The 15,763-nt window shown below is 72.8% G+C and carries 14 protein-coding genes; 12 read left to right on the top strand and 2 right to left on the bottom strand.

Annotated elements, in window-relative coordinates:
- Positions 1–147 precede the first annotated feature (147 nt).
- On the top strand, positions 148–762 hold the full coding sequence (rpsD, locus tag ACWGJO_RS22665) for a 30S ribosomal protein S4 (RefSeq protein WP_030240707.1): 615 nt from the start codon (positions 148–150) through the stop codon (positions 760–762).
- Between the two features lie 96 nt (positions 763–858).
- Here rpsD and ACWGJO_RS22670 read toward each other — a convergent pair whose 3' ends face one another.
- Together ACWGJO_RS22670 and ACWGJO_RS22675 are read right to left on the bottom strand one after the other, a co-directional pair.
- A complete protein-coding gene (locus tag ACWGJO_RS22670) occupies positions 859–1,185 on the bottom strand; it encodes a tetratricopeptide repeat protein (RefSeq protein ID WP_452186247.1) in 327 nt (108 codons plus the stop codon).
- Between the two features lie 48 nt (positions 1,186–1,233).
- Entirely contained in the window at positions 1,234–3,381 is a 2,148-nt protein-coding gene (locus tag ACWGJO_RS22675) for an ATP-binding protein (protein ID WP_452186249.1), read from the bottom strand.
- A gap of 324 nt (positions 3,382–3,705) precedes the next feature.
- Here ACWGJO_RS22675 and ACWGJO_RS22680 point away from each other — a divergent pair, with 324 nt between their 5' ends.
- From ACWGJO_RS22680 to aroQ, 11 genes are all read left to right on the top strand, one after another.
- Entirely contained in the window at positions 3,706–4,185 is a 480-nt protein-coding gene (locus ACWGJO_RS22680) for a DUF948 domain-containing protein (RefSeq protein ID WP_452186251.1), read from the top strand.
- 4 nt (positions 4,186–4,189) lie between these two features.
- On the top strand, positions 4,190–4,642 hold the full coding sequence (locus tag ACWGJO_RS22685; RefSeq protein WP_452186253.1) for a DUF6167 family protein: 453 nt from the start codon (positions 4,190–4,192) through the stop codon (positions 4,640–4,642).
- On the top strand, positions 4,642–7,311 hold the full coding sequence (alaS, locus tag ACWGJO_RS22690) for an alanine--tRNA ligase (RefSeq protein WP_380351189.1): 2,670 nt from the start codon (positions 4,642–4,644) through the stop codon (positions 7,309–7,311). Before ACWGJO_RS22685 ends, alaS begins: the two co-directional genes overlap by 1 nt.
- The gene (ruvX, locus tag ACWGJO_RS22695) at positions 7,311–7,790 is read left to right on the top strand and encodes a Holliday junction resolvase RuvX (RefSeq protein WP_387691946.1); all 480 of its coding nucleotides are present in this window, start codon (positions 7,311–7,313) and stop codon (positions 7,788–7,790) included. The genes alaS and ruvX overlap by 1 nt, the downstream gene beginning before the upstream one ends.
- Positions 7,791–7,937: 147 nt before the next feature.
- Positions 7,938–9,188, top strand: coding sequence for an endolytic transglycosylase MltG (mltG, locus tag ACWGJO_RS22700; protein ID WP_452186255.1), 1,251 nt, complete (start codon positions 7,938–7,940; stop codon positions 9,186–9,188).
- Between the two features lie 208 nt (positions 9,189–9,396).
- Positions 9,397–11,346 (top strand): endolytic transglycosylase MltG, encoded by a 1,950-nt coding sequence (mltG, locus tag ACWGJO_RS22705; protein WP_452186257.1) that lies wholly within the window; start codon positions 9,397–9,399, stop codon positions 11,344–11,346.
- 42 nt (positions 11,347–11,388) lie between these two features.
- The gene (locus ACWGJO_RS22710; RefSeq protein WP_452186258.1) at positions 11,389–12,219 is read left to right on the top strand and encodes a shikimate dehydrogenase; all 831 of its coding nucleotides are present in this window, start codon (positions 11,389–11,391) and stop codon (positions 12,217–12,219) included.
- Between the two features lie 235 nt (positions 12,220–12,454).
- Complete coding sequence (gene aroC / locus ACWGJO_RS22715) at positions 12,455–13,639, top strand: chorismate synthase (protein WP_452186260.1); 1,185 nt, start codon at positions 12,455–12,457, stop codon at positions 13,637–13,639.
- On the top strand, positions 13,636–14,157 hold the full coding sequence (locus ACWGJO_RS22720) for a shikimate kinase (protein ID WP_452186261.1): 522 nt from the start codon (positions 13,636–13,638) through the stop codon (positions 14,155–14,157). The genes aroC and ACWGJO_RS22720 overlap by 4 nt, the downstream gene beginning before the upstream one ends.
- Positions 14,150–15,241 carry a 3-dehydroquinate synthase gene (aroB, locus tag ACWGJO_RS22725; protein WP_452186263.1) on the top strand — a complete coding sequence of 364 codons (1,092 nt, stop codon included), beginning with the start codon at positions 14,150–14,152 and terminating at the stop codon, positions 15,239–15,241. Before ACWGJO_RS22720 ends, aroB begins: the two co-directional genes overlap by 8 nt.
- An 8-nt stretch (positions 15,242–15,249) precedes the next feature.
- Entirely contained in the window at positions 15,250–15,678 is a 429-nt protein-coding gene (gene aroQ, locus ACWGJO_RS22730) for a type II 3-dehydroquinate dehydratase (RefSeq protein WP_049653999.1), read from the top strand.
- Positions 15,679–15,763: the final 85 nt, after the last annotated feature.

The following is a 15,763-nucleotide window of genomic DNA, read 5'->3' on the forward strand; positions in this document are numbered from 1 at the left end:
GCCGGTCCGTGTGACCAGCACTTTCGTGCCCGGCTCCGGAGAGCGGCTGACCGCATCGCCTCGGCGATGGGTTGTCTCCGGGTCGCGAGATGCGACCTCCGTCAACACCTGGTGAAGCCGTATTCGTAAGCAAGGAAGGTTTGGTTCATGGCGAACCAGAAGCGTCCCAAGGTCAAGATCGCGCGTGCGCTCGGCGTGCCGCTGACCCCGAAGTCCGTCAAGTACTTCGAGGCCCGCCCGTACCCGCCCGGCCAGCACGGCCGTGGCCGCAAGCAGAACTCGGACTACAAGGTCCGTCTGCTCGAGAAGCAGCGTCTGCGCGCCCAGTACGACCTGAGCGAGAAGCAGATGGCGCGCGCGTTCGACCGCGCGAAGAAGGCCGAGGGCAAGACCGGTGAGGCGCTCGTCGCCGACCTGGAGACCCGTCTGGACTCCCTGGTCCTGCGTTCGGGCATCGCCCGCACCATCTACCAGGCCCGCCAGATGGTCGTCCACGGCCACATCGAGGTCAACGGCGGCAAGGTCAACAAGCCGTCGTTCCAGATGAAGCCGGGCTTCGTGGTCACCGTCCGCGAGCGCTCCAAGGAGAAGGTCCCCTTCCAGGTCGCCCGTGAGGGTGGCTACGCGGGTGAGGGCCAGACCCCGAAGTACCTCGAGGTCAACCTGAAGGCCCTGGCCTTCCGCCTGGACCGTGCGCCGCAGCGCAAGGAGGTCCCGGTGATCTGTGACGAGCAGCTGGTCGTCGAGTACTACTCGCGCTGACCCGGCTCCGCTCTTCGCGGCACCACGAGCGAGCCCCCGCCGCCTTTCGAGGCGACGGGGGCTCGCCCCTTTTCCGTGCGGCCCTTCCCGCTGCGGTCAGATGCTCTCGCCGGTCATCGCGGCGGCCAGCCGCAGGTGCGGGCGGGCCTCCTCGGGCCGGCCCTGGCGCTCCAGGGTGCGGCCGAGCATCAGCCGGGCGTAGTCCTCGGCCGGGTCGGCCTCCAGGATCCGCAGCAGCTCGGCCTCGGCGCGGCGGAGCTGGGCCGAGTGGAAGTAGCTGCGGGCCAGCAGCATCCGGACGGAGAGGTTGGTCGGCTCCTCGGCCAGGACACCTTCGAGCGCGCGCGCCGCGTCGGTGTACGCCTTGGAATCGAAGTAGAACTTCGCCATGCGGTACTCGTTGGCGGCGTTGTGGACGGCCATGATGCTCCTTCCGGGCAGTTCCTTGCCTCCTCAAGCAATCGGCAAGTTTCAACTATTCCGCGCCGTCGAGGGCGCCGGCGGGGGCGGCACCGAGCGGGGGCCCCGCGCCGCTTCCGGGCCCTGCGTCCGGCCCCCGCCGCCGAGCGCCCGGGTGACCGCCGCGTCCAGGTCCAGCAGGGTCCCGGCCCGGTAGCACTCCTCGTACTCCTGGGCGGTCAGCCCGGCCAGCGCCCGCTCGGCGCACTCCTGGTGGGGGCCGAAGAAGTTCCGCGAGCCCAGGAACGGGTTGCCGACCGTGCGCCAGATCCGGTGCGCGGCCCCCTGCAGCACCCGGGCCTCGCGCAGGTCGCCCGGCTCGCCCGGTCCGCTCGGCTCGGTCTTCAGCAGGGCCAGCAGGTCGATGCCCAGCACGATGCCGAGCAGGTCGCGGAAGAGGTGGTTCAGCCGCACGCACTCCCGGGCCAGCGCCCGGGCTGGCTGCACGGCGCCGTCCAGCCAGTGCGAGAACGCCATCGCGTAGAGCACGTACCCGTAGGCCCACTGCTCGCCGTGCTCCTCGCACAGCTCGCGGGCCTGGCCGAACCAGAGTTCGCCGCTGTCCGGATCGCCCTGGAAGAGGTGGGCCAGGCCCAGCTCCAGCATGGCCATCACCACGTTGCTGTTGAGCTCGCCGATGGTCCGGTAGTGCCAGAGCGCCTCCTCGAACAGCTCGGCGGCCCGGTCGGGGTCGTCGCCGACCAGGGCGACGCAGCCCTGGCGGTGGACGGCGTAGGCCAGCGCCCGGTCGTCGCCGGTGTCCAGCGCCTGGCGGCGGCACTCCTCCAGTGCCGGGCGGGCGAAGCCGAGGTCGCCCTGGAGGGTGGCCATGTAGCCGGTCACCCAGAGGGCCTTGGCCCGGGCCTCGGTGGGCTCGCGGTCCAGCGCGAGCGCGCGGTCCAGCCAGTGCCGGCCCTCGGCGAGGTGGCCGCAGCCGATCCAGTAGAACCAGAGCGTGCCGGCCAGCAGCAGGGCGATCTGCTCCTCGCCCGGCTCGGCGAGGCAGAACTCCAGCGCCGCGCGCAGGTTGCCGTGAGCGAGCCCGGTGCGCTCGGCGGTCTCCGCCTGCCGGGGGCCGAACCACTCGACCTCGCCCCAGGTGGCGACGCCCAGGTACCAGTCCCGGTGGCGGCGCAGCAGCCGCTGCTGCTCGCCGGCGGCGCGCAGCCACTGGCCGCCGTACTCGCGCAGGGTGTCCAGCAGCCGGAAGCGCACGCCGAAGGCGCTGTCCTCGCGCAGCACCACGGACTGGGCGACCAGCTCGTCGAGCAGGTCGAGGACCTCCTCGGCCTCGATGCCCTCGCCGGCGCAGACGTACTCGGCGGCCTCCAGGTCGAAACCGCCGGCGAAGACCGAGAGGCGGGCCCAGAGTAAACGTTCCTGCACGGTGCACAGCTCATGGCTCCAGCCGACCGTCGTGCGCAGCGTCCGGTGCCGCGGCAGGGCCGTCCGGTAGCCGCAGGTGAGCAGCCGGAAACGGTCGTCCAGCCGGGCGGTGACCTGCTCCACCGACAGCGCGCGCAGCCGGCCGGCGGCCAGCTCCAGGGCCAGCGGGATGCCGTCCAGTCGGCGGCAGAGCAGCGCGACCGCCTCCGCGTTGGCCTCCGTCACCTCGAAGGACGGCAGCACCGCCCCGGCCCGCTCGACGAACAGCCGTACCGCGTCCGGCAGCGCGTCCGGCCGCACCGGGCCGGAGGGCGCCGGGCCGACCGGCAGCGGCGTGAGGGCCAGCAGGTGCTCGCCCGAGGCCCGCAGGGTGGTGCGGCTGGTGGTCAGCAGCCGCAGACCGGGCAGCGCCCGCAGCAGCGCGTCGGCCAGCTCGGCGCAGGCCTCCACCAGGTGCTCGCAGCCGTCCAGCACCAGCAGCAGGCGCCGGCCCTCCAGCCGCTCGATCAGGATGTCCAGCGGCGGACGGGCGGAGCCGTCGGCGAGCCGCAGCGCCTCCAGGACGGCGTGGCCGAGCAGCAGCGGATCCTGCACCGGGGCCACGTCCACCAGCCAGGTGCCGTCCGGGAAGGCGTCGGCCGCCCGGGCCGCCGCGCGCAGGGCCAGCCTGCTCTTGCCCACGCCGCCCGGCCCGGTGACGGTCACCAGCCGGGCCGAGTCCAGCAGCCCGGCCAGCTCGGCCAGTTCGCCCCGCCGCCCGACGAAGCCGGTCACCTCGGCCGGCAGTCGGCCGGGCTCCGGTCCGTGCGGCCCCGCCGCGGGCTCCCCGGGCGGTGCTGTCCAGTCCCCGGCCAAAGGCTGCTCCCCGTGCTCCAGGCCGGACCGGTCGGGGTCCGGACGTGCGTCGGGCCGTACGGGCGACGGCCTGCCAGGCAGAACGAGGTGACCGATCGGTAGGTTACGCGCGCGGATCGCACACCCGACCGGATCGCCGGGCGAACAACCCGGTCCGGAAACCGGGCCCGGGCGCGATAGGGTTTCCTGCTGGGGCCTGTCTGACAGGCCCAGGAGAACTGCAAGGCGAGGGAGCGCGCAAAGGTGTCCGTGGGAGAGCTGGCCGGATTGCTCGTCGCCGTGTTCTGGGCGGTCCTGGTCACCCTGCTCGCCGTGGTGCTGGTCCGCCTCTCGCGGGTGCTCAAGGAGGCCGCCGTCCTGGTCTCCGCGGTCACCGAACAGGCCGTTCCGCTGCTGACCGACGCGGGCGCCGCGGTGCGCAGCGCCAACGAGCAGCTGGAGCGGGTCGACGAGATCACCGCCAACGTGCAGGACGCCGCCGCCAACGCCAACGCGCTCTCCTCCACCGTGGCCGCCACCCTGGGCGGACCGCTGGTGAAGGTCGCGGCGTTCAGCTACGGCGTGCGCAAGGCCGTCGCCCGGCAGCAGGGCGGCCTGCCGCCGGTGCCGGCGCAGGCCGGCGAGCGCGAGGAGCTGGCCCGGCTGATCCGGGCCGAGGTGCGCGCCGCGACCGCGTCCAGGAGCGGCCTGTTCTCCCGGGTCCGGCGCGCGGTGAGGGGCTGACGGCATGGTGCGACGCATCTTCTGGATGGCGGTCGGCGCCGGCGCCACCGTCTGGGCCATGAACAAGGCCAACGAGGCCGTGCACCGGCTCACCCCGGACAGCCTCTCCGGCACCGCCGCCCGCGGCGCGCTGCACCTGGGCGACCTGGCCAAGCAGTTCGCCCGGGACGTGCAGGCCGGCATGGCCGAGCGCGAGGAGCAGCTGAAGGACGACCTCGGGCTGCACGGCACCGCCGTGGTGGAGCCCCGCGGCGACCGCCGGTCCCTCCTGGGGAAGCGTTCCGCGCTGCCCCCCTCCGGCGAGCCGCAGTACCGAGCTATCTCGGCGGCGCCCGGTAGCCCGGCCGCCGCCCTGCCTCCGTCCCGCAGCTCCTGCACCACCCCCCGGACCACTGAAGAAACGCCCCGCCGCGCCCTGCCGCCGCGGGGCGGCACCCCGAACCGGAAGGACCACTAATGGAGTCGGCTGAGATCCGCCGCCGCTGGCTGCGCTTCTTCGAGGAGCGCGGCCACACCGTCGTTCCGTCGGCGTCCCTGGTCGCCGACGACCCCACCCTGCTGCTCGTCAACGCCGGCATGGTGCCGTTCAAGCCCTACTTCCTGGGCGAGGTCAAGCCGCAGTTCTCGCGCGCCACCAGCGTCCAGAAGTGCGTGCGCACCCTGGACATCGAGGAGGTCGGGAAGACCACCCGGCACGGCTCCTTCTTCCAGATGTGCGGCAACTTCTCCTTCGGCGACTACTTCAAGGAAGGAGCCATCAAGTTCGCGTGGGACCTGCTCACCACCCCCGTCGCGGACGGTGGCTACGGCCTGGAGAAGGAGAAGCTCTGGATCACTGTCTACAAGGACGACGACGAGGCCGAGCAGATCTGGCGTGACGTCATCGGCGTGCCCTCGGAGCGCATCCAGCGCCTGGGCATGAAGGACAACTTCTGGTCGATGGGCGTCCCCGGCCCGTGCGGCCCGTGCTCGGAGATCAACTACGACCGCGGCCCCGCGTACGGCGAGGAGGGCGGCCCGGCCGTCAACGGCGAGCGCTACCTGGAGATCTGGAACCTGGTCTTCATGCAGTACGAGCGCGGCCACGGCGACGGCAAGGACGGCTTCGAGATCCTCGGCGACCTGCCGAGCAAGAACATCGACACCGGCCTCGGCCTGGAGCGCCTCGCCGCCATCCTGCAGGACGTCGACAACCTCTTCGAGATCGACACCAGCCGGATGATCCTCGACCGCGCCGCCGAGCTCACCGGCCACACCTACGGCGCCGACCACAAGTCGGACGTCTCGCTGCGCGTGGTCACCGACCACATCCGCACCGCGCTGATGCTGGTCGGCGACGGCGTCACCCCCGGCAACGAGGGCCGCGGCTACGTGCTGCGCCGCATCCTGCGCCGCGCCATCCGCAACATGCGCCTGCTGGGCGCCACCGAGCCGGTGGCCAAGGAGCTCATCGACGTCGCGATCAAGGCGATGGCCCCGCAGTACCCCGAGCTGGAGAGCGACCGCAAGCGCATCGAGACGGTCGTCGTCGGCGAGGAGGGTGCTTTCCTCCAGACCCTGAAGGCCGGCACCAACCTGCTGGACGTCGCGGTCACCGAGACCAAGCAGGCCGGCGGCGCGGTGCTCTCCGGCGAGCAGGCGTTCAAGCTGCACGACACCTACGGCTTCCCGATCGACCTCACCCTGGAGATGGCCGAGGAGCAGGGCCTCCAGGTGGACGAGTCCGGCTTCCGCCGCCTGATGCAGGAGCAGCGGGACCGGGCCAAGGCGGACGCCAAGGCCAAGAAGATGGGCCACGCCGACGTCGCCGCGTACCGCGAGGTCGCCGACAAGTCCGGCGCCAGCGTCTTCACCGGCTACGCCCTCACCGAGGGCGAGGCCACCGTGGTCGGCCTGCTGGTGGACGGCGTCCCGTCGCCGGCCGCCTCCGAGGGCGACGAGGTCGAGATCATCCTCGACCGCACCCCGTTCTACGCCGAGGGCGGCGGCCAGCTCGCCGACCAGGGCCGGATCCGGCTGGAGTCCGGTGCGGTGGTGGAGATCCGCGACGTGCAGCAGCCCGTCCCGGGCGTCGTGGTGCACTCCGGCGGGGTGCTGTTCGGCGAGGTCGTGCTGGGCGCCTCGGCGTACGCCACGATCGACATCGAGCGCCGCCGGGCGATCGCCCGTGCCCACTCGGCCACCCACCTGACCCACCAGGCGCTGCGCGACGCGCTCGGCCCGACGGCCGCCCAGGCCGGCTCCGAGAACGCCCCCGGCCGCTTCCGCTTCGACTTCGGTTCGCCCGCCGCCGTCCCGGGCAGCGTGCTGGTCGACGTCGAGCAGAAGATCAACGACGTGCTTGGCCGCGAGCTGGAGGTCACCGCCGAGGTCATGACGATGGACCAGGCCCGCAAGGCCGGCGCCATCGCGATGTTCGGCGAGAAGTACGGCGACGAGGTCCGGGTCGTGACCATCGGTGACTTCTCCAAGGAGCTGTGCGGTGGCACCCACGTCGGCAACACCGCCCAGCTGGGCCTGGTGAAGCTGCTCGGCGAGTCCTCGATCGGCTCCGGCGTGCGCCGCGTCGAGGCGCTGGTCGGCACCGACGCGTACCGCTTCCTGGCCCGTGAGCACACCGTGGTCGCCCAGCTCACCGAGCTGGTCAAGGGCCGCCCGGAGGAGCTGCCGGAGAAGATCTCGGGCATGCTCGCCAAGCTCAAGGACGCCGAGAAGGAGATCGAGCGCTTCCGCGCCGAGAAGGTGCTGGCCGCCGCGGCGGGTCTGGCCGACTCGGCCGAGGACGTGCACGGCATCGCCGTGGTCGCCGCGCAGGTCGCCGACGGCGTGGGCGCGGACGAGCTGCGCAAGCTGGTCCTGGACGTGCGCGGCCGCCTCGGCTCGCGCCCGGCCGTGGTCGCCGCCTTCACGGTGGCCAATGACCGCCCGCTGACCGTCATCGCCACCAACGAGGACGCCCGCGGCCGCGGCATCAAGGCCGGCGAGCTGGTCCGGACCGCCGCCAAGACCCTCGGCGGCGGCGGTGGCGGCAAGGACGACGTCGCCCAGGGCGGTGGCTCCAACCCGGCCGCGGTCGGCGAGGCCATCGCCGCGGTGCGCGGCCTGGTCGCGGAGCGCGCCAGCTGATGGAGCAGGAGGAGAGGCCCTTCCGGCGTGGGCGGCGGATCGCCGTCGACGTCGGGGACGCCCGGATCGGGGTCGCGTCCTGCGACCCCGACGGGGTGCTCGCCACGCCCGTGGAGACCGTCCCGGCCGGGGTGAAGTCGCAGGCCAGGATCGCCGCCATCGTCGACGAGTACGGCGCGATGGAGGTGATCGTCGGGCTGCCGCGCTCGCTCAGCGGCAAGGAGGGCCCGGCGGCGGAGAAGGTCCGGGCGTACGCGGCCCGGCTGGCCGACCGGCTCTACCCGGTGCCGGTGCGGCTGGTGGACGAGCGGATGTCGACCGTCACCGCGACCCACGGGCTGCGCGCCTCGGGGGTCAAGGCGAAGAAGGGCCGCTCGGTGGTGGACCAGGCCGCCGCGGTGGTGATCCTCCAGACCGCTCTTGAGTCCGAACGGGTGAGCGGACGCCCGCCCGGTGAGAGCGTCGAGGCGGTCGGCTGACCGGTCTGATCTAACGTCCCGTTTGAGGGGTCCGTGCGGACGCGTCCGCACGGACCCTTTTCGTTCGCTTCCGTGTCCGTTATGGATCGATCCGTATCGATTCATAACGGTCCGGATCGATCCGGGACCGCCGAGGGGGCGCGAGCCATGACCGACCAGGACTTCCACCCGGGGCTCACGCCGGGGCATCTGGGCGCGCCGGTGCTGGAACCGGAGGGCCGTCCGCCGGGCGCGCCCCGCCCGCGCTTCGATGCGCCGGATCCGCACCGACGGCGCAACGGGCTGGCCTGCGGGCTCACCGCGCTCGCGCTGATCGCGGTGTTCGGCGGGATCGGGCTGACCGGGTACACCTGGTTCCAGGCGCAGCGCAAACCCCCGGCCGCCGCCGACTTCGCCGGGCAGGGCACCGGCAGCGTGCAGGTCTCCGTCCCGGAGGGCGCCGGCCTCTCCCAGATCGCCTCCGCGCTGGTCCGCAACGGGGTGGTGGCCAGCTCGCTCGCCTTCACCCGGGCCGCGAAGGGCAGCGCGGCGGCGGCCGGGCGGATCCAGCCCGGGACGTACACGCTGAGGCAGAAGATGTCGGCCGCGGCGGCGCTGGCGATCCTGATCGACCCGGCCAACGCCAACGGCCTGACCATCCCCGAGGGCTGGCGCGGTTACCAGATCTACGCGGCCATCGACCGGAAGCTGAACCTGCCCGCGGGCACCGCCCAGAAGACCGCCCAGGACCAGGGCGCCGAACTCGGCCTGCCCGACTTCACCAACGGCAGCCCGGAGGGCTACCTCTTCCCGGCGACGTACAGCGTCACCGAGGGCACCACCGCCTTCGACCTGCTGAAGCAGATGGTGGACCGGGCCGGCAGGGAGTTCGGCCGGGACGACGCCACCGTGGTCGCGCAGAACCTCGGGCAGAGCGTGTACGGGCTGATCACCGTGGCCAGCATGGTCCAGGGCGAGGCCGACAACACCGAGGACATGGGCAAGGTGGCCCGGGTGATCTACAACCGGCTGGCCAAGGGCATGCCCCTGCAGCTGGACTCCACCATCAACTACGCGCTCGGCCGCTCGACCCTGAACACCTCGGTGACCGACACCAAGCTGGACTCCCCGTACAACACCTACCAGCACCCCGGGCTGCCGCCGAGCCCGATCTCCAACCCCGGGCGGCAGGCGATCCTGGCCGCGCTGGACCCGACGCCGGGGGACTGGCTGTACTTCGTCACCGTGAAACCGGGGGACACCCGCTTCACCGACAGCTTCGACGTTCAGCAACGCAACGTGGCCGAGTTCAACGCCAACCGGGCGGCGGCCAGGCCCACTGCCCCGGCCGCGGGCCCGTCCTCCCCGGAGTCCTCCGGCCCGGGGGGCGCGGGCGGGGCCGGTGCGGGGACGCCGTGACGGTGTCGGGGGCACCGTAACGGTGTTGTGTGCCGTCGGTGAGATCGCTCACTGACCGTGCGTCCGCCCGGGCGGGGGTAAGGCTGCGGTACGGTAACGTCTCCCTCCAGGCGCTGCGCTAGCACGCCGGTTCGAGAATCAGCCGGGACGGCGTCGTCCCGGACGGCCGGTTTGATCCTCCGGTCGTCACCGTCGGTTAAGGGGATCGATGACCGATCTGGGTGGGGGCTACGGCCCCCAGGGCGAGCCGTGGCACCCCGGTGATCCCGGGTACGACGGCCGGCAGCCGGTCCCCGGCCAGCAGGACGGCCAGTGGCAGCAGCAGTACCCGCAGCAGGGCCAGGCGGCCCAGCAGCAGCCGTACGGGGACGTGCAGCAGGGGTACGCCCAGCAGCAGATGACGCCGCAGATGCAGCAGCAGATGATGGCGCAGCAGGGCTATCCGCAGCAGCAGCAGGCGCAGATGCCGCAGCAGGGTTACCCGGGCGGTCAGCAGGGCTACCCCCAGCAGGTGCCGCAGCAGCAGGTGCCGCAGCAGGGCTACCCCCAGCAGGGGTACGCGCAGCAGCAGGTGCAGCAGGGCTATCCGCAGCAGCAGATGCCCCAGCAGCAGGTGCCGATGCCGCAGCAGGGCTACCAGCAGGGCTTCCCCGGCGGCCAGCAGGCCGCCCAGCAGCAGGCCGCCCAGCAGCAGACCCCTCAGCAGCAGGTGTCCCTGCCCCAGCAGCATGCCCAGCCCCAGCAGGACCAGTCCCAGCAGGCTCCCCAGCAGGAGCAGCAGACGCCGCGGCGACGGCGGCGGCAGCAGCCGGAGGCCCCGGCGCCCGCGCCGGCCTCCGGCCCGGGCCCGGACGGGATCGACTGGGAGGCCGAGGCCGCCGCGCTGGAGGCCGGCGCCGACCCGGTCGGTGCCCCGCGCGAGGCCGGGACGGACGAGTGGGACGGCCACCAGGACGTCCGCCACGAGGACGACGGCTACCTCGACGAGCACGCCGAGGCCGGGGAGGCCGGCTTCCTCGGGGAGCAGGACGAGTCCCGCGAGGCCCAGAAGAAGCGCAAGGAGAAGGGCAAGAAGTCGGGCCGCCGCAACGGCGGCGCCTGTCTGCTGGTCGCGCTGGTGCTGCTCGGCGCCGTGGGCGGGGCCGGCTGGTGGGGCTACGGCTTCTACCAGAGCCACTTCGGCCCGCCGGAGGACTTCACCGGCGAGGGCACCGGCTCCGTCCAGGTGGAGGTCAAGAAGGGCGCGGTCGGCGGGCAGATCGGTCTGGCGCTGAAGAACGCCGGTGTGGTCAAGAGCGTCGACGCGTTCTCCGCGGCCTGCAAGGCCGAGCCCAAGTGCGCCACCATCCAGTACGGCTACTACGGGCTGAAGAAGGAGATGCCGGCCGCGGCCGCGCTCAAGGAACTGCTCGCCCAGGCGGGCGGCGCGGCGATCGTCGTCCCCGAGGGCAAGAACTCCACCGAGATCTACACCCTCATCGACACCAAGCTGAAGCTGCAGGCGGGCACCACGGCGGGCGTCGCCAAGGCCCAGGTCAACGACCTCGGCCTGCCGCCGTACGCCAACGGCAACATCGAGGGCTTCCTCTGGCCGACCCGCTACAACATCGCCGAGGGCACGAAGCCCGAGGACCTGCTCAAGCAGATGGTGAAGAACGCCACCGAGAAGTACGCCGGCCTGGACGCCCAGGCCGCCTCGGTGGGGCTGAAGACCGGCTACGAGGTGCTCATCGAGGCGAGCATCCTCCAGCGCGAGGGCAACAACCCGGAAGACTTCGCCAAGATGGCCAAGACCATCCAGAACCGGCTGGCGGCCGGCGGCGAGATCAACCACCGGCTGGGCATGGACACCACGCTCCAGTACTCGCTGAACCGCAAGGACCTCGACAAGAAGGACATGGACGACGCGTCCAACAAGTACAACACCTACATCAACCCGGGCCTGCCGCCCGGTCCGATCTCCAACCCCGGGGACGAGGCGCTCAACGCGACGCTGCACCCGGCGGACGGAAAGTGGCTGTACTTCATCGCGATGTCCCCGATCCAGACCCGGTTCGCCGAGACGAGCAAGGAGCACTACGCCAACGTCAAGGAGTACTGCCAGTCGGCCGGGCAGGGCTTCGACGAGGCGCGCGGTCACTGCACCACCAAGAAGTAGCCACGGCCGGACGACAGTCCGCCAGTTCGCGGAGAGGCAGCGTTGACCAGCAAGCACCGGGCGGCCGTTCTCGGTTCGCCGATCGCCCACTCGCTCTCGCCGGACCTGCACCGGGCCGCCTTCGCGGCGCTCGGACTGGACGGCTGGCGCTACGACCGCTTCGAGGTCGACGAGGCCGGGCTGCCCGGGTTCGTCGCCGCGCTGGACGAGGCCGAGTGGGCCGGGCTGTCGCTCACCATGCCGCTGAAGCGGGCGGTCATCCCGCTGCTCGACGAGGTCAGCGCGACGGCCCGCTCGGTGGACGCGGTGAACACCGTGGTGTTCACCGCCGACGGTCGGCGCACCGGGGACAACACCGACGTTCCCGGGCTGGTCAACGCGCTGCGCGAGCGCGGGATCACCGAGGTGTCCGAGGCGGCCGTCCTGGGCGCCGGGGCCACCGCCTCCTCGGCGCTGGCCGCGCTCGCCCAGATCTGCACCGGCGAGGTGACGGTCTACGTGCGCAGTGCCGAGCGGGCCCGGGAGATGGCCGAGCTGGGCGAGCGGCTGGGCACGGCCGTCCGCACCGCCCACTGGGAGCGCGGCGCCGAGGCGCTGGCCCGGCCGCTGACCGTCTCCACCACGCCGGTGGGCGCGACGGACGTCTTCGCCGACGCGCTGCCCGCCGAGCCGGGCGCGCTGTTCGACGTGCTGTACCACCCGTGGCCGACGGCGCTGGCCGCCGCCTGCGCCGGGCGCGGGGCGACCGTCCTGGGCGGGCTGGACCTCCTGGTGCACCAGGCGGTGCTGCAGAGCGAGGCCTTCACCGGGCGGACGCCCGGGCCGCTGGCGGCGATGCGCGAGGCGGGGGAGAAGGCGCTCGCCGGGCACTGAGCCCCCGCGCCGAGTGGCGGGGGCACCGGTCGTGGGCCCGGTCCTCCGGCCGGGTGCCGGGCCCGTCCTGCGGCCGGTTCCCCGGGTGGTTCCCGGCCGGATGGTGGCCGGTTGCCGTCCGGCACGCGGACTGTGCCCCCAGGTGCTGCTGGGGCATGAAAGGATTCAGGCACAAGGCACGCCCGGGGCGGGCCCCGGCGGTGCCGAGGTCCGGTCCGCTGATGAAGGAGCTCCGTTGGGTACGTTGCGCTGGCTGACGGCGGGGGAGTCGCACGGCCCCGCACTCGTCGCGACGCTGGAAGGCCTGCCCGCCGGTGTACCGGTCACCACCGCTGTGGTGGCCGACGCGCTGGCGCGCCGCCGGCTCGGTTACGGCCGCGGGGCGCGGATGAAGTTCGAGCAGGACGAGGTGACCTTCCTCGGCGGCGTCCGGCACGGTCTGACCATGGGCAGCCCGGTCGCGGTCATGGTCGGCAACACCGAGTGGCCGAAGTGGGAGCAGGTCATGTCGGCCGACCCGGTCGACCCCGAGGTGCTGGCGGGCCTGGCCCGCAACGAGGCGCTCACCCGCCCCCGGCCCGGCCACGCCGACCTGGCCGGCATGCAGAAGTACTCGATCGACGAGGCCCGGCCGATCCTGGAGCGCGCCAGCGCCCGGGAGACGGCCGCGCGGGTCGCGCTGGGCGCCGTCGCCCGCGCGTACCTCCGCGAGGTGGCCGGGATCGAGATCGTCAGCCACGTGGTCGAGCTGGCCGCCGCCAAGGCGCCGGCCGGTGTGGTGCCGCTGCCCTCGGACGAGGCGCGACTGGACGCCGACCCGGTGCGCTGCCTGGACACCGACGCCTCGAAGGCGATGGTCGCCGAGATCGACCAGGCCCACAAGGACGGCGACACCCTGGGCGGCGTGGTCGAGGTGCTGGCGTACGGCGTGCCGGTGGGCCTCGGCTCGCACGTGCACTGGGACCGCCGGCTGGACGCGCGGCTGGCCGCCGCGCTGATGGGCATCCAGGCGATCAAGGGCGTCGAGGTCGGTGACGGCTTCGAGCTGGCCCGGGTGCCGGGCTCCAAGGCGCACGACGAGATCGTCCCGACCGCCGAGGGCGTCAAGCGCACCTCCGGCCGCTCCGGCGGCACCGAGGGCGGCCTGTCCACCGGTGAGGTGCTGCGGGTGCGCGCCGCGATGAAGCCGATCGCCACCGTGCCGCGGGCGCTGCAGACCCTGGACGTGCGCACCGGCGAGCCGGCAAAGGCGCACCACCAGCGCTCGGACGTCTGCGCGGTGCCGGCCGCGGGCATCGTCGCCGAGGCGATGGTCGCGCTGGTGCTGGCGGACGCGGTGAACGAGAAGTTCGGCGGCGACAACGTCTCCGAGACCCGCCGCAACGTGCAGAGCTACCTCGAAAACCTGATCATCCGATGACCAGTCCCGTTGTGGTGCTGGTCGGCCCGCCCGGCAGTGGCAAGTCCACCGTTGGGCGGGTCCTGGCCGAGCGCCTGGGCGTGGGCTTCCGGGACACCGACACCGACATCGAGGCGACCGTCGGCAAGCCCGTCCCGGACATCTTCGTCGACGAGGGCGAGCCGCACTTCCGCGCGCTGGAGGCGGCGGCCGTGCGCACGGCCGCCGAGGGGCACGACGGGGTCCTGGCACTCGGCGGCGGCGCGGTGCTGGCCGAGGCCACCCGCGCGCTGCTGCACGAGCTGCCGGTGGTCCTCCTGGAGGTCCCGCTCGCCGACGCCGTCAAGCGGGTCGGCCTGGACGCCCCGCGCCCGCTGCTGGCCGTCAATCCGCGGGCCCGCTGGCGCGAGCTGATGGAGGCCCGCCGCCCCCTCTACCTGGAGGTGGCCACCGCCGTGGTCGACACCGCCGGGCGCACCCCGGAGCAGGTCGCGGACGCCGTACTGGAAGCACTGGAGCTGAAGACCCCCCATGACTGACACCACCGTCAGGATCCACGTCGGCGGCAGCGCCGGCCACGACCCGTACGACGTGCTGATCGGGCACCAGCTGCTCGGTGAGCTGGCGCCGCTGATCGGTGCCCGGGCCAAGCGGGTCGCGATCATCCACCCGGAGGCGCTGGCCGCCACCGCCGACGCGATCCGCGACGACCTGGTCGGCGAGGGCTACGAGGCCATCGCGCTGCAGGTGCCCAACGCCGAGGAAGCCAAGAGCGTCGAGGTCGCCGCGTACTGCTGGTCGGTGCTCGGGCAGACCGGCTTCACCCGCAGCGACGTCGTCGTCGGCCTCGGCGGCGGCGCCACCACGGACCTGGCCGGCTTCGTCGCCGCCACCTGGCTGCGCGGGGTGCGCTGGATCTCCATGCCCACCACGCTGCTCGGCATGGTCGACGCGGCCGTCGGCGGCAAGACCGGCATCAACATCGCCGAGGGCAAGAACATGGTCGGCGCCTTCCACCCGCCGGTGGGCGTGCTGGCCGACCTCGGCACCCTGGAGACCGTGCCCAAGCACGACTACGTCTCCGGCCTGGCCGAGGTCATCAAGTGCGGCTTCATCGCCGACCCGGCCATCCTCGACCTGATCGAGGCCGACCCGGAGGGCGCGAGGACGCCCGCCGGGCCGCACACGGTCGAGCTGATCCGCCGGGCCATCCAGGTCAAGGCCGACGTGGTCTCCGGGGACCTCAAGGAGTCCGGCCGCCGCGAGATCCTCAACTACGGCCACACCCTCGGCCACGCCATCGAGCGCAACGAGCGGTACAAGTGGCGGCACGGCGCCGCGATCTCCATCGGCATGGTCTTCGCCGCCGAACTCGGCCGCCTGGCCGGGCGGTTGGACGACGCGACGGCCGACCGGCACCGCACCGTGCTGGCCTCGGTCGGCCTGCCGCTGAGCTACCGGGCGGACGCCTGGCCGAAGCTGCTGGACGCGATGAAGATCGACAAGAAGTCGCGCGGCGACCTGATCCGCTTCATCGTGCTGGACGGCCTGGGCAAGACCTCGGTGCTGGAGGGCCCCGACCCGTCGCTGCTGGTCGCCGCGTACGCGGAGGTCTCGGCGTGACCAGGGTGATGGTGCTCAACGGCCCCAACCTGGGCCGGCTGGGCAGCCGGGAGCCGGACGTCTACGGTGCCACCTCGTACGCCGGACTGGTCGAGCGCTGCACCGCGCTGGGCAAGGAGTTCGGCTTCGAGGTCGAGGTGCACGAGACCAACTCCGAGCAGCAGATGGTGGAGTGGCTGCACGAGGCGGCCGACGGGCAGGTGCCGGTGGTGATCAACCCCGGCGCGTTCACCCACTACTCGTACGCGATGCGGGACGCCGCGGCCCAGCGCACCGCGCCGCTGATCGAGGTGCACATCTCCAACCCGTACGCCCGGGAGACCTTCCGGCACACCTCGGTGATCGCCGCGGTGGCCTCCGGTACCATCGCCGGCTTCGGGCTCGGCTCCTACGAGCTGGCGCTGCGCGCGCTGGCCGAGCGGCTCACCACCCGCTGAGGGTACGGGCGGTGGGGCCGGCGGGGGGGGGTGGCCCCCCCCCGGCCCCCGGGTCTGTGGCCCCCGAGAGGGGGGGTAAGAAAAA

It is taken from the genome of Kitasatospora sp. NPDC054795 (assembly GCF_053611565.1).

Coding starts and splice junctions, on each gene's coding strand:
- rpsD (WP_030240707.1), top strand. CDS start 148: ATGGCGAACCAGAAGCGTCCCAAGGTCAAGATCGCGCGTGCGCTCGGC.
- ACWGJO_RS22670 (WP_452186247.1), bottom strand. CDS start 1,185: ATGGCCGTCCACAACGCCGCCAACGAGTACCGCATGGCGAAGTTCTAC.
- ACWGJO_RS22685 (WP_452186253.1), top strand. CDS start 4,190: ATGGTGCGACGCATCTTCTGGATGGCGGTCGGCGCCGGCGCCACCGTC.
- alaS (WP_380351189.1), top strand. CDS start 4,642: ATGGAGTCGGCTGAGATCCGCCGCCGCTGGCTGCGCTTCTTCGAGGAG.
- ruvX (WP_387691946.1), top strand. CDS start 7,311: ATGGAGCAGGAGGAGAGGCCCTTCCGGCGTGGGCGGCGGATCGCCGTC.
- mltG (WP_452186255.1), top strand. CDS start 7,938: ATGACCGACCAGGACTTCCACCCGGGGCTCACGCCGGGGCATCTGGGC.
- mltG (WP_452186257.1), top strand. CDS start 9,397: ATGACCGATCTGGGTGGGGGCTACGGCCCCCAGGGCGAGCCGTGGCAC.
- ACWGJO_RS22720 (WP_452186261.1), top strand. CDS start 13,636: ATGACCAGTCCCGTTGTGGTGCTGGTCGGCCCGCCCGGCAGTGGCAAG.
- aroB (WP_452186263.1), top strand. CDS start 14,150: ATGACTGACACCACCGTCAGGATCCACGTCGGCGGCAGCGCCGGCCAC.
- aroQ (WP_049653999.1), top strand. CDS start 15,250: ATGGTGCTCAACGGCCCCAACCTGGGCCGGCTGGGCAGCCGGGAGCCG.